Source organism: Arthrobacter sp. SD1074B (assembly GCF_056780195.1).
Genome location: NZ_JBRAZT010000001.1, coordinates 1,813,962 through 1,828,598 on the forward strand (window position 1 = coordinate 1,813,962; position 14,637 = coordinate 1,828,598).

General features: G+C 68.1%; 15 protein-coding genes. 8 read left to right on the forward strand and 7 right to left on the reverse strand.

Going from position 1 to position 14,637, the window contains the following annotated elements; genetic code table 11:
• The 8 genes from ACUYM2_RS08420 (at position 1) to ACUYM2_RS08455 (ending at position 8,470) form a co-directional block, all read left to right on the forward strand.
• Positions 1–1,089 (forward strand): PEP/pyruvate-binding domain-containing protein, encoded by a 1,089-nt coding sequence (locus tag ACUYM2_RS08420; protein ID WP_481599662.1) that lies wholly within the window; start codon positions 1–3, stop codon positions 1,087–1,089.
• A gap of 70 nt (positions 1,090–1,159) precedes the next feature.
• Positions 1,160–3,028 (forward strand): PEP-utilizing enzyme, encoded by a 1,869-nt coding sequence (locus tag ACUYM2_RS08425; protein ID WP_481599663.1) that lies wholly within the window; start codon positions 1,160–1,162, stop codon positions 3,026–3,028.
• Between the two features lie 7 nt (positions 3,029–3,035).
• Entirely contained in the window at positions 3,036–3,809 is a 774-nt protein-coding gene (locus ACUYM2_RS08430; protein ID WP_481599664.1) for an SDR family NAD(P)-dependent oxidoreductase, read from the forward strand.
• Between the two features lie 46 nt (positions 3,810–3,855).
• Positions 3,856–4,176, forward strand: coding sequence for a 2Fe-2S iron-sulfur cluster-binding protein (locus ACUYM2_RS08435; protein ID WP_481599665.1), 321 nt, complete (start codon positions 3,856–3,858; stop codon positions 4,174–4,176).
• A 92-nt stretch (positions 4,177–4,268) separates the two neighbouring features.
• The gene (locus tag ACUYM2_RS08440) at positions 4,269–5,531 is read left to right on the forward strand and encodes an NAD(P)/FAD-dependent oxidoreductase (RefSeq protein ID WP_481601443.1); all 1,263 of its coding nucleotides are present in this window, start codon (positions 4,269–4,271) and stop codon (positions 5,529–5,531) included.
• A 33-nt stretch (positions 5,532–5,564) separates the two neighbouring features.
• Positions 5,565–6,323, forward strand: a complete 759-nt coding sequence (locus ACUYM2_RS08445; RefSeq protein ID WP_481599666.1) for an HD domain-containing protein — start codon at positions 5,565–5,567, stop codon at positions 6,321–6,323.
• Positions 6,320–7,840 carry an aldehyde dehydrogenase family protein gene (locus ACUYM2_RS08450; RefSeq protein ID WP_481599667.1) on the forward strand — a complete coding sequence of 507 codons (1,521 nt, stop codon included), beginning with the start codon at positions 6,320–6,322 and terminating at the stop codon, positions 7,838–7,840. The genes ACUYM2_RS08445 and ACUYM2_RS08450 overlap by 4 nt, the downstream gene beginning before the upstream one ends.
• 120 nt (positions 7,841–7,960) lie before the next feature.
• Complete coding sequence (locus ACUYM2_RS08455; RefSeq protein WP_481599668.1) at positions 7,961–8,470, forward strand: mycothiol transferase; 510 nt, start codon at positions 7,961–7,963, stop codon at positions 8,468–8,470.
• Here the strand turns inward: ACUYM2_RS08455 and ggt are convergent.
• From ggt to ACUYM2_RS08490, 7 genes are all read right to left on the reverse strand, one after another.
• Complete coding sequence (gene ggt, locus ACUYM2_RS08460) at positions 8,454–10,280, reverse strand: gamma-glutamyltransferase (RefSeq protein ID WP_481599669.1); 1,827 nt, start codon at positions 10,278–10,280, stop codon at positions 8,454–8,456. The genes ACUYM2_RS08455 and ggt overlap by 17 nt on opposite strands.
• A gap of 109 nt (positions 10,281–10,389) precedes the next feature.
• Complete coding sequence (locus ACUYM2_RS08465; protein WP_481599670.1) at positions 10,390–10,863, reverse strand: NUDIX hydrolase; 474 nt, start codon at positions 10,861–10,863, stop codon at positions 10,390–10,392.
• Between the two features lie 58 nt (positions 10,864–10,921).
• Positions 10,922–11,098, reverse strand: a complete 177-nt coding sequence (locus tag ACUYM2_RS08470; protein WP_476916680.1) for a DUF7340 domain-containing protein — start codon at positions 11,096–11,098, stop codon at positions 10,922–10,924.
• Between the two features lie 68 nt (positions 11,099–11,166).
• Positions 11,167–12,102 carry a prenyltransferase/squalene oxidase repeat-containing protein gene (locus ACUYM2_RS08475; protein ID WP_481599671.1) on the reverse strand — a complete coding sequence of 312 codons (936 nt, stop codon included), beginning with the start codon at positions 12,100–12,102 and terminating at the stop codon, positions 11,167–11,169.
• Between the two features lie 52 nt (positions 12,103–12,154).
• Positions 12,155–12,655, reverse strand: a complete 501-nt coding sequence (locus ACUYM2_RS08480; protein ID WP_481599672.1) for an N-acetyltransferase family protein — start codon at positions 12,653–12,655, stop codon at positions 12,155–12,157.
• 331 nt (positions 12,656–12,986) lie between these two features.
• Positions 12,987–14,030 carry an NAD(P)-dependent alcohol dehydrogenase gene (locus ACUYM2_RS08485; protein ID WP_481599673.1) on the reverse strand — a complete coding sequence of 348 codons (1,044 nt, stop codon included), beginning with the start codon at positions 14,028–14,030 and terminating at the stop codon, positions 12,987–12,989.
• A 332-nt stretch (positions 14,031–14,362) separates the two neighbouring features.
• Complete coding sequence (locus ACUYM2_RS08490; protein ID WP_481599674.1) at positions 14,363–14,629, reverse strand: hypothetical protein; 267 nt, start codon at positions 14,627–14,629, stop codon at positions 14,363–14,365.
• Between the last annotated feature and the right edge of the window lie 8 nt (positions 14,630–14,637).

Consider the following 14,637-nt stretch of genomic DNA (forward strand, 5'->3'; position numbering starts at 1 on the left):
ATGCAAAGCAACGAATACATCCAGTTCTTCGACGGCGGCATCGAACCGAAGCTCGACAACCTTGGCGGCAAGGGCGCGTCCCTGGTCACCATGACTTCCGCCGGCATGCCCGTCCCGCCCGGCTTCGTGGTCACCACCGCGCAGTTTGACGCCTTTATGCAGGAAGCCGGCATCACCCGGCATATTCACCAGCTCCTGGCCGACCTCGACCCCGAGGACATGGGCCAGGTGGATAGGGTCTCGGCCGCCATCCGCGAGGACATTTGCTCCCGCCCGGTGCCGCAAGCGCTGCGCGAGCTCACCGTCGGCGCCTACGAGGCCCTGATGTCGCGCTTCGAGGCGCCCGTGCCGGTGGCCGTGCGCTCCAGCGCCACCGCCGAGGACCTCCCGGACGCCTCCTTCGCCGGCCAGCAGGACACCTATCTCTGGCTGCACGGCGTCAAGGCCGTCACCGATCACATCCGGCAGTGCTGGGCATCGCTGTTCACCTCCCGCGCCATCATTTACCGGCTGAAGAACAACATCCCCAACGAGGGCCTCTCGATGGCCGTCGTGGTGCAGAAGATGGTCAACGCCCGCGTCTCCGGCGTCGCGATCACCATGGACCCCACCAACGGCGACCGCTCCAAGATCACCGTCGACTCCTCTTACGGCGTCGGCGAGATGGTGGTCTCGGGCCAGGTCACCCCGGACAACATCATGCTGGACAAAGTCACCCTGGCCGTCATCTCCGAACACCTCGGCGACAAGCACGCCGAACTCGTCCCGGACGCCGTTGCCGGCCGCCTGGTGGAGCGGGAAATCGACGCCGAACGCCGCGGCCGGCGCAGCCTCAGCGACGCTGAACTCAGCGCCGTTGCGCTGATGGCCAAGCGCGCGGAGAAACACTACAAGTGCCCGCAGGACATCGAGTGGGCCCTTGACACGGACCTGCCGGACGGCGCGAACCTGCTCCTGCTGCAGTCCCGCCCGGAAACCGTCCACTCCTCCAAGCCCGCCGTCGTCACGGCCCCGCAACCGGTGGTCGCTGGAGGCTTCTTCAGCGGATTCAGCGGATTCAGCGCCGGGACGCCCAAGGCGTCCGCCTAGTACCCGCTATTGCCCCCCGTTCCGCCCTCCCACCACGGCTCAACGATGAGCCCGCCTTGAAAGGACCGCCATGTCCCTGAAGTCCTTCCCCAAACCCTCCGAGCTCGCGGTCCCCGCCGGCGCCGAGGGCTGGGAAAAGATCTACCCGTATTACCTGGTCTTCCAGGACAAGCTCAAAGAGCAGGAGGACGCCAAGTTCTGGTTCTGCGACAGCCAGCACTGGCCCACAGTGTTCAAGCCCTTCGAGACCATCGGCGGCGAATTCGCGGTCAAGTGCCTGGGCCAGTACAACGCCCGGCATCTGATGATCCCGAACGCCAACGGCATCGAATTCAGGGTGCACCTGGGCTACCTGTACATGTCGCCCATCCCGGTCCCCGAGGACCAGATCGCCGCGCGGGTCCCCCTGTTCGAGCAGCGCGTCGGCCACTACTTCCAGAACTGGGACCAGCTCCTCAAGCAGTGGCACGTCAAGGTCAAGGGCACCATCGACGAGATGGAAACCATCTCCTTCCCCAAGCTCCCGGACGTGGTCCCGATGGAGGATATCCTCTCCGGCAAGGGCAAGGACGGCTCCGAGAAGCTGCTGGAAAGCTACGACCGGCTCATCCAGCTGGCCTACCAGAACTGGCAGTACCACTTCGAGTTCCTCAACCTCGGCTACATCGCCTACCTGGACTTCTTCAACTTCTGCAAGCAGGTCTTCCCCAACATCCCGGACCAGTCGATCGCCACCATGGTGCAGGGCGTGGACATGGAGCTGTTCCGTCCGGATGACGAGCTCAAGCAGCTCGCCAAGCTCGCCGTCGAACTCGGGCTGCAATCCCGCTTCGGCAACACCGACGACGTCGAGGCCACCCTCGCTGCGATCGCGGTCGCCCCCGGCGGGGACCGCTGGATTGCCCAGTACGAGGCCGCCAAGGACCCGTGGTTCAACTTCACCGTCGGCAATGGCTTCTACGGCCACGACAAGTACTGGAACGAACACCAGGAAATCCCGCTCGGCTACATCGCGGACTACATCCGCCGCGTGGACGAGGGCCAGGAAATCATGCGTCCGGTCGAGGCCCTGATCCTCGAACGCGACCGCATCATCGAGGAATACCGGGAGCTGCTGGAAGGCGAAAACCAGGCACTGTTCGACGCCAAGCGCGGGCTCGCCGCGACCGCCTACCCGTACGTGGAGAACCACAACTTCTACATCGAGCACTGGACCATGGGCGTCTTCTGGCGCAAAATCCGCGAGCTCAGCCGCATGATGCAGGGCGAGGGCTTCTGGACCGAGCCGGACGACCTGCTCTACCTGGGCCGCAACGAGGTCCGCGACGCGCTCTTCGACCTCGTCACGGGCTGGGGCGTCGGCGCGAAGCCCATCGGCCCGGACTACTGGCCGGAGGAGACCGAACGCCGCCGCGGGATCGTGGACGCGCTGAAGACGGCGCGGCCGGCGCCCGCGCTGAACACCCCGCCGGAAATCATCACCGAACCGTTCACCCGGATGCTCTGGGGCATCACCACCGAGCAGGTCCAGCAGTGGCTGGGTGAGGGCGAAGCGGTGGAGGGCGGCGGCCTGCGCGGCATGGCGGCCTCACCCGGCGTCGTCGAGGGCCTGGCCCGCGTCGTCACCGACGCCGACCAGCTCTCCGAAGTGCAGCAGGGCGAAATCCTGGTCGCGACCGTCACGGCACCGTCCTGGGGCCCGATCTTCGGCAAGATCAAGGCAACGGTCACGGACATCGGCGGCATGATGAGCCACGCGGCGATCGTCTGCCGGGAATACGGCCTCCCGGCCGTGACCGGGACCGGCTCCGCGTCCACCACGATCAAGACCGGACAGCGGCTGCGGGTGGACGGCACCAAGGGGACCGTGCAGATCCTCGACGCCGAAGACGAACTGGCGGTCACCGGACCCGGGGCGCACAGCCACAGCCATGTCTGATGCGACGATGAACCCCGCAGAAGACGGGCGCACGGACCAGCCGGCCCGCACTGTCCTGATTACCGGTGCCGCCGGCGGGCTGGGCCGGGCGTTCGCGCTCGGCTTCGCCCGCCGCGGCTACCGCGTGGCGGTGGCGGACGTGAACCTGGCGGGCGCTGAGGAAACAGCCAAACTGGTCCTGGATACTGGGGCCGAAGCGGCCGCCTTCCACGCCGACGTCACGAGCGTCGACTCCACCGAGGCCCTCGCGAAAGACTGCGCGGACTTCGGTAGCGGAAGCATCGACGTCGTGCTCAACAACGCGGCGGTGTACGCCGGGGTGACCCGCAGCCCGTTCGAGGACATTGACCCGGCCGAATGGGACCTGGTGATGAACGTCAACCTCAAGGGCCCCTGGCTCGTCACCCGGGCGGCGAGCCCGTTCCTGCCCGAGGGCGGGCGCGTCATCAACCTCTCCAGTGCCACGATCTTCAGCGGCTCGGAGCAGTGGCTGCACTACGTCGCCTCGAAAGGCGGTGTGGTGGCCCTGACCCGGGTGCTGGCCAAGGAACTGGGCCGCCGGGGGATTACCGTCAACGCGATCGCCCCCGGCTTCACCCTCACCGAAGCCAGCTATGGGCTGATGGAGAACGCCGAGAACTACGGCGTGGACCGGGGTGCCATCAAGCGGGCCAGCCAGCCGGAGGACATCGTGGGTGCGGCGCTTTTCCTGGCCGGCCCGGACAGTTCCTACTACACCGGCCAGACCATGGTGGTCGACGGCGGCCGCCAGTTCATCTGAGCGCCCGCTCCAACTTTCCAAGCGACTTTCTACCCAAGGAGGACCAATGCCAACGGTTCATTTCACCGACGCCGACGGCGCCGTCCGCGACGTGCAGGGCAACCCCGGGGATTCCGTCATGGAGACCGCGGTGCGCAACGGCGTCCCCGGCATCGTGGCCGAATGCGGCGGCTCGCTGTCCTGCGCCACCTGCCACGTCTTTGTCCGCGAGGACTGCCTCGCGGAGTTTCCACCGATGGAGGACATGGAGGACGAGATGCTCTACGGCACGGCCGTGGACCGCGAGGACAACTCGCGGCTGTCCTGCCAGTTGCGCCTGACGGACGAGATCGAACTGTTTGTCACCACCCCGGAAACCCAGGTGTAGCCGTGGAAACCCACGTTGCCGCGGCGCAGCAGACGTCGGCCGAAACGGCCGGCGCAGCCGGTCCCGACACTGCAAGCCCCACCCGCACCGGCCTGCTGATCATCGGCGCCAGCCAGTCCGGCGTGCAGCTCGCGGTGTCGCTGCGCGCGCTCGGCTTCGACGAGCACATCACCCTGCTCGGCGACGAGGACCACCGGCCCTACCAGCGCCCGGCCCTGTCCAAGGAGTTCCTGCAGGGCACGGTGGAGAGCGAATCCCTGATCTTCCGTTCCAACGAGTACTGGGCCGAGCACAACGTGGAGCTGGTCAAGGGCGAATACATCGTCCGGATCGAGAAGGAAGCCGACGGGTCCGGGGTGGCGCATTCCTCCTCCGGCCGGCAGTTCCCCTTCACGCGGCTCGCCCTCACCGTGGGCGCCCGCGCCCGAAAACTGGAGATCGAGGGCGGGGACCTCGACGGCGTCCTCTACCTGCGCAACGCCGACGACGCCCTGGCGCTCAAGGCCCGGGTGGGGGACGCCACCGACGTGGTGGTGATCGGCGGCGGATTCATCGGCCTCGAAGCCGCGTCCAGCCTGCAAAAGATGGGCAAGAACGTCACCGTGCTCGAATTCGGTCCGCGGCTGGTGGGCCGCGCCGTCGGCGAGGAAACCGCCGAGTACTTCCTCCAGGCCCACCGTGCCCGGGGCCTGGACATCCGGCTGAACACAAGCGCCAAGCGCTTCACCGCAGCCGGCGCCGGTGACAACGCCCCGGGCGACGGCCGCAGGGTCGCCGGCGTCGAACTCCAGGACGGCACGGTGCTGCCCGCGCAGATCGTACTGGTCGGCATCGGCGTCATCCCGAACACCCAGCTGGCCGAACAGCTTGGCCTGGCCGTGGACAACGGGATCGTCGTGGACCGCTTCGCGCTGGCCTCGGACGGGACCACGGTGGCCATCGGCGACTGTGCCAACATGCCCAACCCGGTCCCCGGCTCGGAACCGGGGGAGCGGATCCGGCTCGAGAGTGTCAACAACGCGATCGAGCACGCCAAGGTGGCCGCCTATTCGCTCACCGGGCGGCGCGAGGAATATGCCGGCATCCCGTGGTTCTGGTCCAACCAGGCCGACCTCAAGCTCCAGATCGCCGGACTCTGCAGCGGCTACGACCAGACGGTTCTGCGGCAGGACCAGGAACGGGGCAAGTTCAGCGTCCTCTACTACCGGCAGGGCCGCATCATCGCCGCGGACTGCGTCAACGCGCCGCTGGACTTCATGGCGGTCAAGAACGCCCTCGCCAAAGGCCAGAACATCCCCGCCGACGCCGCCGCGGACCCGGCTACACCCCTCAAGACGATCACCACGGACAGCTAGCCGCCTCCGGCCAGCCCCACCCGAAGGAGCACTATGACCACCCCCAAGACCCCGGTCGCCGACGCCGGCACTGCCGCAGCCGGGACTACCACTATCGCCCCTGCCCACCCCGCGGCCGCGGACTTCGCCGCCGCTTATCCGGTCCGGCCGATTCCGGCGCCGGGACCGGTGGACACGGCCCCGATCGCCACTACCCCCGCGGCCCTAGGAGAACTGGACGGGCTCTGGCGGGCAGTAGTGCACGAGACCCGCACCCGCGGCAATGACATTCACCTGCCGATCTCGCTCGCCTACGCGGAGCGGCTTTGCCGGGCCTATCCGGATGCCGACGCCGAATTGGTCCGGGTGGCCACCGTGCTGCACGACACCGGCTGGGCCCACGTGGACGAATCCCGGATCATCTCCGAGGGCTTCGCCGGGGACTGGCGCAAGGCCGCCATCCGGTATGAACACGAAAAGCAGGGCTGCGACGTCGCCCGCCGGGTACTACCGGACCTGGGCTACGACGCTGAATTCATCGAGCGCGTCTGCGCGATCATTGACGGGCATGACACCCGCCCGGTGGCCTATTCGCTGGAGGACGCACTGATGCGCGACGCCGACCGGCTGTGGCGCTTCGACCAGGCTGGGATCGCCCTGGCCTCCTCCTGGTTCAAGATGGACCCGGCGACCTACACCGAGCGGCTGACCTCGGAAATCGTGCCCGAGCTCATCACCCAGGCCGCGTTCGAGATGGCCATCGCCGACCTGGATCGCTCCACCGCGCTGCTCAAGACGGCGGTCATCCGATGACCGCCGCCACCCACGAGGCCCCCGCCGTGGCCGCCCGCGCCGCGCTCAAACTGCCCTACACCCACGTCGACGACCTCTTCATCGACGGCGCCTGGATCCCGGCACGCGGTACCGGCCGCAACACGGTCACGGACCCCGCCACCGGCGAAGCCTGGGGCTCCGTGCCGGACGGCACCGCCGAAGACGTCGACGCCGCCGTCGCCTCCGCACGCCGGGCTTTCGACGCCGGCGAGTGGCCGCGGCTGGCGCCGTCGGTCCGCGCCGCGTACCTGCTGCGCATCGCCGAGGAAGTGGAGAAGCGGGCCGGGGAGCTGTCCCTGACGAACACCCGCGAGAACGGCTCGCCGGTATCCGAATCCGCCGGGGCCGCCGCCAACGCCGCGGGGATCCTCCGCTACTTCGCCACCCTGGCCGAGTACCTGGAGCGTGAGGACGTACGGGCCTTCCCGAAGGGCGGCGGGGAATCTGTTGTCCGGCGCGATCCGGTGGGCGTGTGCGCCCTGATCGCACCGTGGAACTTTCCGATCAACCTCGTGGTCATCAAGCTGGCCCCGGCGCTGTTGGCCGGCTGCACCGTGGTGATCAAGCCGGCGTCTCCCACCCCGTTGTCCCTCCGGGTGGTCATTGACGCGGTGGCCGCGGCCGGTGTCCCGGCCGGCGTCGTCAACCTTGTCACCGGATCCGGCCGGCTGGGGGATCAGCTGGTGAAGCACCCCGGCGTGGACAAGGTGGCGTTCACGGGTTCCACGCCGGTGGGCCGAAAGATCGCGGCGGCGTGCGGCGAACTGTTGCGCCCTGTCACCCTCGAACTTGGCGGAAAATCCAGTGCGATTGTACTGCCGGACGCGGACCTGGACGCCATGTCCAAGGTGCTGATCCGCTCCTGCCTGCGCAACACCGGGCAGACCTGCTACATCTCGACCCGGATCCTGGCACCCGCCAGCAGGTACGAGGAGGTGGTGGACATTGTCACCGCCACGATCGCGGCAGCCAAGCAGGGCGACCCGCTGGAGCCTGACACCGTGTTTGGCCCGTGCGCCACGGAATCCCAGTACCGGACCGTTCTGGAATACGTGGAGTCCGGCCTGGCCGAAGGCGCCCGTGCCACGACCGGAGGCCGCGCCGTGTCGCTGGGCGGCGGGCTGGAAGGCGGCTACTTTGTCGAGCCGACCGTGTTCGCCGACGTCACCCCCGACATGCGGATCTCGCGCGAGGAGATCTTTGGACCGGTCATCTGCATCCTGAAGTACGACGACGCGGGAGGCAGCGCCGATGCAGCGGTCGCGTTGGCCAACAACACCGAGTTCGGCCTGGGCGGGTTGGTGTTCGGCTCCGACCCCGGGACCGCGATGGCGGTGGCGGAGCAGATGGATACCGGATCGGTGGGCATCAACTTCTTCGCCTCCAACCATGCGGCGCCCTTTGGCGGCCGGCACGATTCCGGCCTCGGCACCGAATATGGCGTCGAGGGCCTCAACGCCTACCTCAGCTACAAGTCGATCCACCGGAAGGTGTAGGGGATGCTCTTTACCCTATGGTCCCTCTGCCACGCCCAGAACAACCAAAAGTGATAGCGCAACCGGTTCCGGCCGTGCCAGCATGGGGGCTCAGCGAAAGTGCGCCGGGAGGGGACTGCCATGAAGGCCAACGAACTGCTGCTTGACGGGTTTGGCAGGATCCACGAGATCGTGGCCGCCACCCTAGAAGACATAGACCCGGAGCTGCTGGTCCGGCGGGTGGCGGACCAGGCAAACCCGATTGCGTGGCTGGTCTGGCACCTCAGCCGCGGGGAGGACGCCCAGATCGCCCCCGCCGCCGGCTTGGAGCAGGTGTGGACGTCGCAGGGCTTCGCCGGACGTTTTGGTCTGTCACTGCCCGTCCAGGACACCGGCTACGGGCACACGTCCGAGCAGGTCGACGCGGTACAGGCTCCGCCTGAGTTGCTGCGGGACTATTACGACGCCGTCCACCGGCAGACTGTCGGGTTCCTGGAATCCCTCAGCGACGAGGAGCTCGACCGCGTCGTGGACACCCGCTGGAAGCCGCCGGTCACGCTCGGGGTGCGGCTGGTCAGCATTCTCGCCGATTGCCTCCAGCACGCGGGACAGGCCGCATACGTGAAAGGCGCCGTTACCGCGACCGGTTGAGCACCATGGCCGAACCGCCGCCGCGCCGGACCGGCTCGGCGGCCGCGACCAGGCGCCCGCCCGGACCGAACTCGATCGCGGTTGCCGCGCCGATCTCCGCCGCCGAGGTGAACGCATCCCCGGACGGTGTGAACTGATGGCCGTACGGCGCCAGCCCGGTGCCGTACGCGGCGATGAACGACGGCTCGGCCGTGACCTTGGCCGTGTTCCGCTGGGACGCACGCGGTGCCGCAATCGCCTCGGAGATCGTCATGCCTAGATCCACCCGGTTCAGGATGGTCTGCAGCACTGTAGTAATGATGGTCGATCCGCCGGGGGAGCCGAGCGCGAGGAACGGCGCCCCGTCTTTCAGGATGATGGTTGGCGCCATCGAGGAGCGCGGACGCTTCCCCGGCTCGATCCGGTTCGGATCCTTGGGGTCGTACACGGTGGAGAAGTCGGTCATTTCGTTGTTGAGCAGGAACCCGCGGCCGGGCACCACCATGCCGGATCCGCCGGTCTGCTCGATCGTGAGGGTGTACTCAGCCACGTTGCCCCACTTGTCCGCGACCGTCAGATTCGTCGTCGAGATGTTCTCGGTGTCCTTCTCGTCGGCGGGTGCCACTGCGGCGGCCGGGCACACGCCATCGTATGCTGACACATTTCCCGGTGCGACCGGCTTGGCCGCGGCGTGCTGCGGGTCGATCCGGCAGGCGCGTTCCTTGCCGAAGAGCGGGTCGGTGAGTGCGGCCGTTGGCACGTCGACCTGCGCCGGATCGCCGACGTACTTGCCGCGGTCGGCGAACGCCAGGGCACTGGCTTCCAGGTAGTGGTGCAGGGCGCCAGCCCGGGACATCCCGGAGAGATTGGACGGGTCCAGGATGTTCAGCGCCTCGCCGACAGTGGTGCCGCCGCTGCTTGAGGGCGCCATGCCGTAGACGTCCAGGCCGCGGTAGTCCACGTGGGTGGGATCCTGGTCCAGCGCACGGTAGGCGGCGAGATCCGCCGTTGTCATGAATCCGGCCGGGACGGGCAGCTTGGTGCCGGCGGCCTTCGCCGGAGCCTGGACGGTGGCCGCGATTTCCGCAGCGAGCGGCCCGCTGTAGAAGCCGCGCGTGCCCTGCTTCGCGAGGAGCCGGTACGTCGCGGCCAGGTCGTGGTTTTGGAAAATGCTGCCGACGACGGGAGCGTCCCCGCCGGGCAGGTACAGGCTGCTGGTCGCGGGGAATGCGGCGAAGCGGGCCTTGTTGTCGAGGGTCTGCTGCCGGAACGTTCCGTCCACGACGAAGCCTCGGGTGGCCACCTTGATGGCCGGTTTGAGGGCCTCGCTAAGGCCCAGGCTGCCCCAGCGCTCGAGTGCCCGTTCCCAGGTGGCGGGGGTGCCAGGGACGCCGACGGCGACGCCGCTGGTTACGAGCTCGGGGGTGAAGCGGTAGGGCTGGCCCGTCGCCGGGTCAATGAACGCATCGTGCGGCATCCCGGCGGGAGCAGTCTCGCGTCCGTCGACCGTGCCGACCTTGCCGGTCTTTGCGTCGTAGTAGACGAAGTAGCCGCCGCCGCCGATGCCGGCGCTGTACGGCTCGGTCACGCCCAGGGTCGCGGCTGCGGCGACGGCGGCGTCTGCCGCGTTGCCGCCCTTGCGGAGCACCTCGATCGCGGCGGCCGAGGCCTCCGGGTCCACCGTGCTCACCGCGCCGCCGTGGCCGATGGCCGTCGCGGTCTTTTCAGTCTCGCGCGGTGCCGCGGAGGCGGGGCCGGCGACGGCGCCGCCCGCCACGCTCAGGGCCAGTGCCGCGGTGACGGCGGACAGTCGACGTCCTACATGTTGCATGGCTGCTCCCGGGCTAGCGTCGTGTGAACTGACAGTTTCTGTCACACTACCCGCGCCCATTGTGACATTCAATGCAGCATCCTGTCACACCGGTGGCTGGCGGCCGCGGCTAGCCTGCCTCCCGCAGGTGCGCCAGGAGCGCGTCCAGGACCGGAAGCTGGCCGCGCACCAGCTTCGTGCGGGCCTCGGACTCGCGGAACCACGCGGCGTCGTCGATCTCCGGGTAGCTGCGGACGATGCCCGATCCCCTTGGCCACTCCAGCGAGAAGGTGTTGCTCACGATCCTTTCCGGCCGGAAGTCACATTCGGCGGCGAAGACGGTGACAATCTTGCCCGAGGCCTGCCGGAAGCTGCCCAGCGGGAAGTAATCGACGTCGGGCGGGGCGGTGCCGATTTCCTCCGCGAACTCGCGGCGCGCGGCCGCCAGGGCGTCTTCGTCCTCGGTGTATTCGCCCTTGGGGATGGACCAGGCCGCGGCATCCTTCCGCGCCCAGAACGGCCCGCCCATGTGTCCGATCCAGACTTCCAGCCGCGACTGCGGACCCCGCCGGTACAGCAGCAGGCCGGCACTCAGAACGCTCATGCGGCCTCCAGCCCTTCGTCCCCGCAGCTTCTTCGCCGAGGCGTCCGTGCGGAAGGTTTTACCAGTTCTGTGGATCGTTCATGCTGCAGCCCTGGCTGCTGCACTGCCTGGCGCTGACCTGCCAGTCCGGCTGGCGCGCCGCCACGGGACGTACGTCTTTCCAGATCGGAACCACCCGTGAACCGCACGCCGGGCAGGGCGGTTCCATATGAGCGCGTCGTTGCGCCTTGTTCATGCTTCCCCCAAAAAACTCCGATGCCTACACCCAAATTTAGCCATAATTCCATCGAAGTTACAAACACCTTAGGAGCGTTCGGCCCAGTCCAGGACTCGCATGGCCCGCAGGGTGTTCCAGCGGCTCGGGCGGTCGTCACCCTCGTCCAGCGGGAAGTGGATCCGCCCCGGATGGCTGTTCTCCAGGTGCCAGGTCCCGTCGGGTTGCCGCTTGGACCGCACCACGCCCACTGCCTCGGCCGTCCGCTCATCCACGGCAGCCCCGGCGGCCCGGAAGTAGTCCAGGCCGCGGAGCACGTCGTAGTGCCAACGGACCGGGTGGGAGAACTGCAGCCACGCCGGGTCGATCAACCCGCCGGTGCTCTTGCGGCGGAGGAGGCCGCGTTCGAGCAGATATTCCTCGCCGCGCCGCCGCGCCGCGGTGACCTCGGGAGTGCCGCCGGTTGCATGCCCGTACTCCAGAAGCCCTTCCAGGACGTTGATGGTGGTGTCGAACGAGGATCGCGTGGACCCGCGTTCCGCCTCACAGTTCCAGCCGCCGTCGTCGAGCTGTTCCCCCAGCAGCCGCGCCACGACGCCATCGACGTCCTCGCCGAAGTAGGCACCGAGCGCGACGGTCATCCCATTGATGCAGGGCTCCACTTCGCCCTCGAAGAACGGCTGGCCGGCTTCCTCCCAGCGGCTCTTCTGCCGGACACGCGCGACGGCGTTGCGCGCTGCCTCGCTGCCGGGGTCGAGCCCGAACTCGCGGAGCAGCAGCAGGCTGTAGGTAGTCGCGGTCCAGGGCTGGCCCGGCTCGGATTCATCGAATGGCGCCGGGAAGTACGTGCCGCCGTCCCACTGCCCGTCGTCGGCCTGCAGCCCGAGCAGGCGGGCGCCCCACCCCTGCTCTGCGACCCGGACACGTTCGGCGGCCACCTCTTCCGGCGGCGCGTCCGTGAGGTCACGCAGGACCTGCCAGCGGATCGCGGGATCGGAGTCGAGCAGCCAGTCGAGGACGTCCATCCGGACAAGCTAGCACCGGCGACGCAGGGCGGGAAGGGACCCGCCGACGCGCTCAGTCGCCGTCGTCAGGCAGCCGGCGGAAGTCCCTGGACAGGTAGAGGGCCAGCGCGGCCGAATTTCCGCTGTCCACGGTGACTGCGACCCGTTTCCGGCCCAGGGCGTGCAGCACGTGCAGGCAATGGCCCAGCAGTTCCTCGGCCAGCCCCTGGCGGCGGTGGTCGGGGTGGGTGAACAGTTCAGCGATCTCGCTGTCCCAGTCGCCTTCACTGCCCGGAGCGGGCTCCGTGACGATGATGGCGGCCGCCAGCTGTCCGTCCGGGGCCGCTTTGACCGCGGAGGCTTCCGGAAGGTGCCGGCCCCTGGCCCCGCCGAGCAGGGTGTCGATCCAGCTGTCGGCGCGGTCGGGAGGTTGCGGCAGGCTGTCGGCGTAGGAGTCCCGGTACATCACGGAGAGCTCGGCGACGTCAGCGGCTTGGATGGGCCGGATGGCGGTGCCCGGACGGCCGCCGTCGTCAGGGCCGGTGACTGCGGTCAGGATGATCAAGGGATTCATAACAACCCTGCTCTCTCTTGCAGCGACGACACCTTCTGGCGTCCCTTCCAGCCAGCTTGCACCCGCCGTGTTGCGCCGGCGTTTCCGGATGGTGATATCCAGGCGTCCGGAAGGCGTGCCGAAGGTGAACAGTTCCTTTCCGCCCGGGGTCACCGGGGATCAACCGAATCCTCCTCCCAAAGCCATACCCGGGCAAGGGGTGGCGACGGATTCCGCGGCGGTTTCGGTCCCGGGATACGGAAACGGCCCGGCGCTACGGGGATCCCCGTAGCGCCGGGCCGTTTGCGTGTCGTCCGTCCGCATCCGCCGCGCGGAACGGCAGTCGCGGAGGCTAGACCAGGGTCGCGGTATCGATCACGAACCGGTACCGGACGTCAGAGGCCAGCACACGCTCGTACGCCTCGTTGATCTTCTCGGCCGGGATGACCTCGATTTCGGCGCCCAGGTGGTGCTCGGCGCAGAAGTCCAGCATTTCCTGCGTCTGGCGGATGCCGCCGATCATCGAGCCGGCGAAGGAGCGCCGGCCGCCGATCAGGGCAAACGCGTTCACCGGCAGCGGCTCGGCCGGTGCGCCCACGTTGACCATGGTTCCGTCGAGGCGCAGCAGCTGCAGGTATGAGCTGATGTCGATTGAGGCGCTGACCGTGTTGATGATCAGGTCGAACGTCCCGGCGAGCTCGGTGAAGGTGTTTTCGTCGCTCGTGGCGAAGTAGTGGTCCGCGCCGAGGCGCAGGCCGTCTTCCTGCTTCTTGAGCGACTGGGAGAGGACCGTGACCTCGGCGCCCATGGCGTGGGCGATCTTGACAGCCATGTGGCCGAGGCCGCCGAGCCCGACGACGGCGACCTTCTTGCCGGGGCCGGCGTTCCAGTGGCGCAGCGGCGAGTAGGTGGTGATGCCGGCGCACAGCAACGGTGCGGCGACGTCGAGCTCGATGCCCTCGGGGATCCGCACCACGAAGTCTTCGGTGACGACGACGTGGGTGGAGTAGCCGCCCTGGGTGATGGTGCCGTCGCGGTCCACGGCGCCGTAGGTGCCGGTGTTGCCCTTGAGGCAGTACTGTTCCTCGCCGGCCTGGCAGTTGGCGCACTCGCCGCAGGAATTCACCATGCAGCCGACGCCGACGCGGTCACCAACGACGTGCTTGGTGACGGCCGAGCCGACCTCGGTGACGATGCCGGCGATCTCGTGGCCGGGGGCGAGCGGGTAGGACTGCGGTCCCCAGTCGCCGCGGACCGTGTGGATGTCGGAGTGGCAGATCCCGGCGAACTTGATCTCGATCAGGACGTCGTGCGGGCCGACGTCGCGGCGCTCGATGGTGGTGGGGACGAGGTCCTCGGTGGCGGACGGGGCGGCGTAAGCGTTTACGGTAAGCATTCTTCTCCAGTAAGGGTCGGTTCGAAAGTCGCGGTCGCGGGGGAGAGGAGGAGGTTCCGGGGGCTTGGGGGCGTCTCGGAACCTGTTGGCCCACGATGGCGCGGTGCCCGGACGGCATGCCGGCCGGGCCACAGTATGAGCCAACAGCCTGCCGGCCCGGATTGTTCCGCAGCTGGACACTTGTTTCTGGTCCAGCTTTTCGTCACCGGTCCGGAAGGGAGTGCTCCAGCGCCGGGCGGCGGGCTCATGGTTCCATTCAAGTGCCTGTTGCGGCGGGGAGGGAGTGCCTGCTGGTACAGGTACTGGCAGGGCTCCCTCCCTGGGCAGTGCAGCTAGCCGGCCATGCCGGGGTGGACGCGCACGAATTCGATCTTGTTACCCGGGTCGACCCGCTTCTTGGGCGCGCGGGAAAAGCCTTTGGCGTCCAGGTGGTTCTGCGCCCGGTACTCGGCGAGCGCGTCGTCGTAGGCGGCGTTCAGCTGCCGGCCGGTGACTTCTTCGGTGGAACCGTCGGCGAAGGTGATGGTGATGGGCGTGCTCGCGGGGAAATGCCGGTGCATCCGGATGAAGCCTTCGGCGTCCTGCTGGAGATTGATCAAGGGGGTTC

Excerpts from the sequence above, each read along its gene's own strand:
- ACUYM2_RS08420 (WP_481599662.1), top strand. The coding sequence starts at position 1 with ATGCAAAGCAACGAATACATCCAGTTCTTCGACGGCGGCATCGAACCG.
- ACUYM2_RS08425 (WP_481599663.1), top strand. The coding sequence starts at position 1,160 with ATGTCCCTGAAGTCCTTCCCCAAACCCTCCGAGCTCGCGGTCCCCGCC.
- ACUYM2_RS08430 (WP_481599664.1), top strand. The coding sequence starts at position 3,036 with ATGAACCCCGCAGAAGACGGGCGCACGGACCAGCCGGCCCGCACTGTC.
- ACUYM2_RS08435 (WP_481599665.1), top strand. The coding sequence starts at position 3,856 with ATGCCAACGGTTCATTTCACCGACGCCGACGGCGCCGTCCGCGACGTG.
- ACUYM2_RS08445 (WP_481599666.1), top strand. The coding sequence starts at position 5,565 with ATGACCACCCCCAAGACCCCGGTCGCCGACGCCGGCACTGCCGCAGCC.
- ACUYM2_RS08450 (WP_481599667.1), top strand. The coding sequence starts at position 6,320 with ATGACCGCCGCCACCCACGAGGCCCCCGCCGTGGCCGCCCGCGCCGCG.
- ACUYM2_RS08455 (WP_481599668.1), top strand. The coding sequence starts at position 7,961 with ATGAAGGCCAACGAACTGCTGCTTGACGGGTTTGGCAGGATCCACGAG.
- ggt (WP_481599669.1), bottom strand. The coding sequence starts at position 10,280 with ATGCAACATGTAGGACGTCGACTGTCCGCCGTCACCGCGGCACTGGCC.
- ACUYM2_RS08465 (WP_481599670.1), bottom strand. The coding sequence starts at position 10,863 with ATGAGCGTTCTGAGTGCCGGCCTGCTGCTGTACCGGCGGGGTCCGCAG.
- ACUYM2_RS08470 (WP_476916680.1), bottom strand. The coding sequence starts at position 11,098 with ATGAACAAGGCGCAACGACGCGCTCATATGGAACCGCCCTGCCCGGCG.
- ACUYM2_RS08475 (WP_481599671.1), bottom strand. The coding sequence starts at position 12,102 with ATGGACGTCCTCGACTGGCTGCTCGACTCCGATCCCGCGATCCGCTGG.
- ACUYM2_RS08480 (WP_481599672.1), bottom strand. The coding sequence starts at position 12,655 with ATGAATCCCTTGATCATCCTGACCGCAGTCACCGGCCCTGACGACGGC.
- ACUYM2_RS08485 (WP_481599673.1), bottom strand. The coding sequence starts at position 14,030 with ATGCTTACCGTAAACGCTTACGCCGCCCCGTCCGCCACCGAGGACCTC.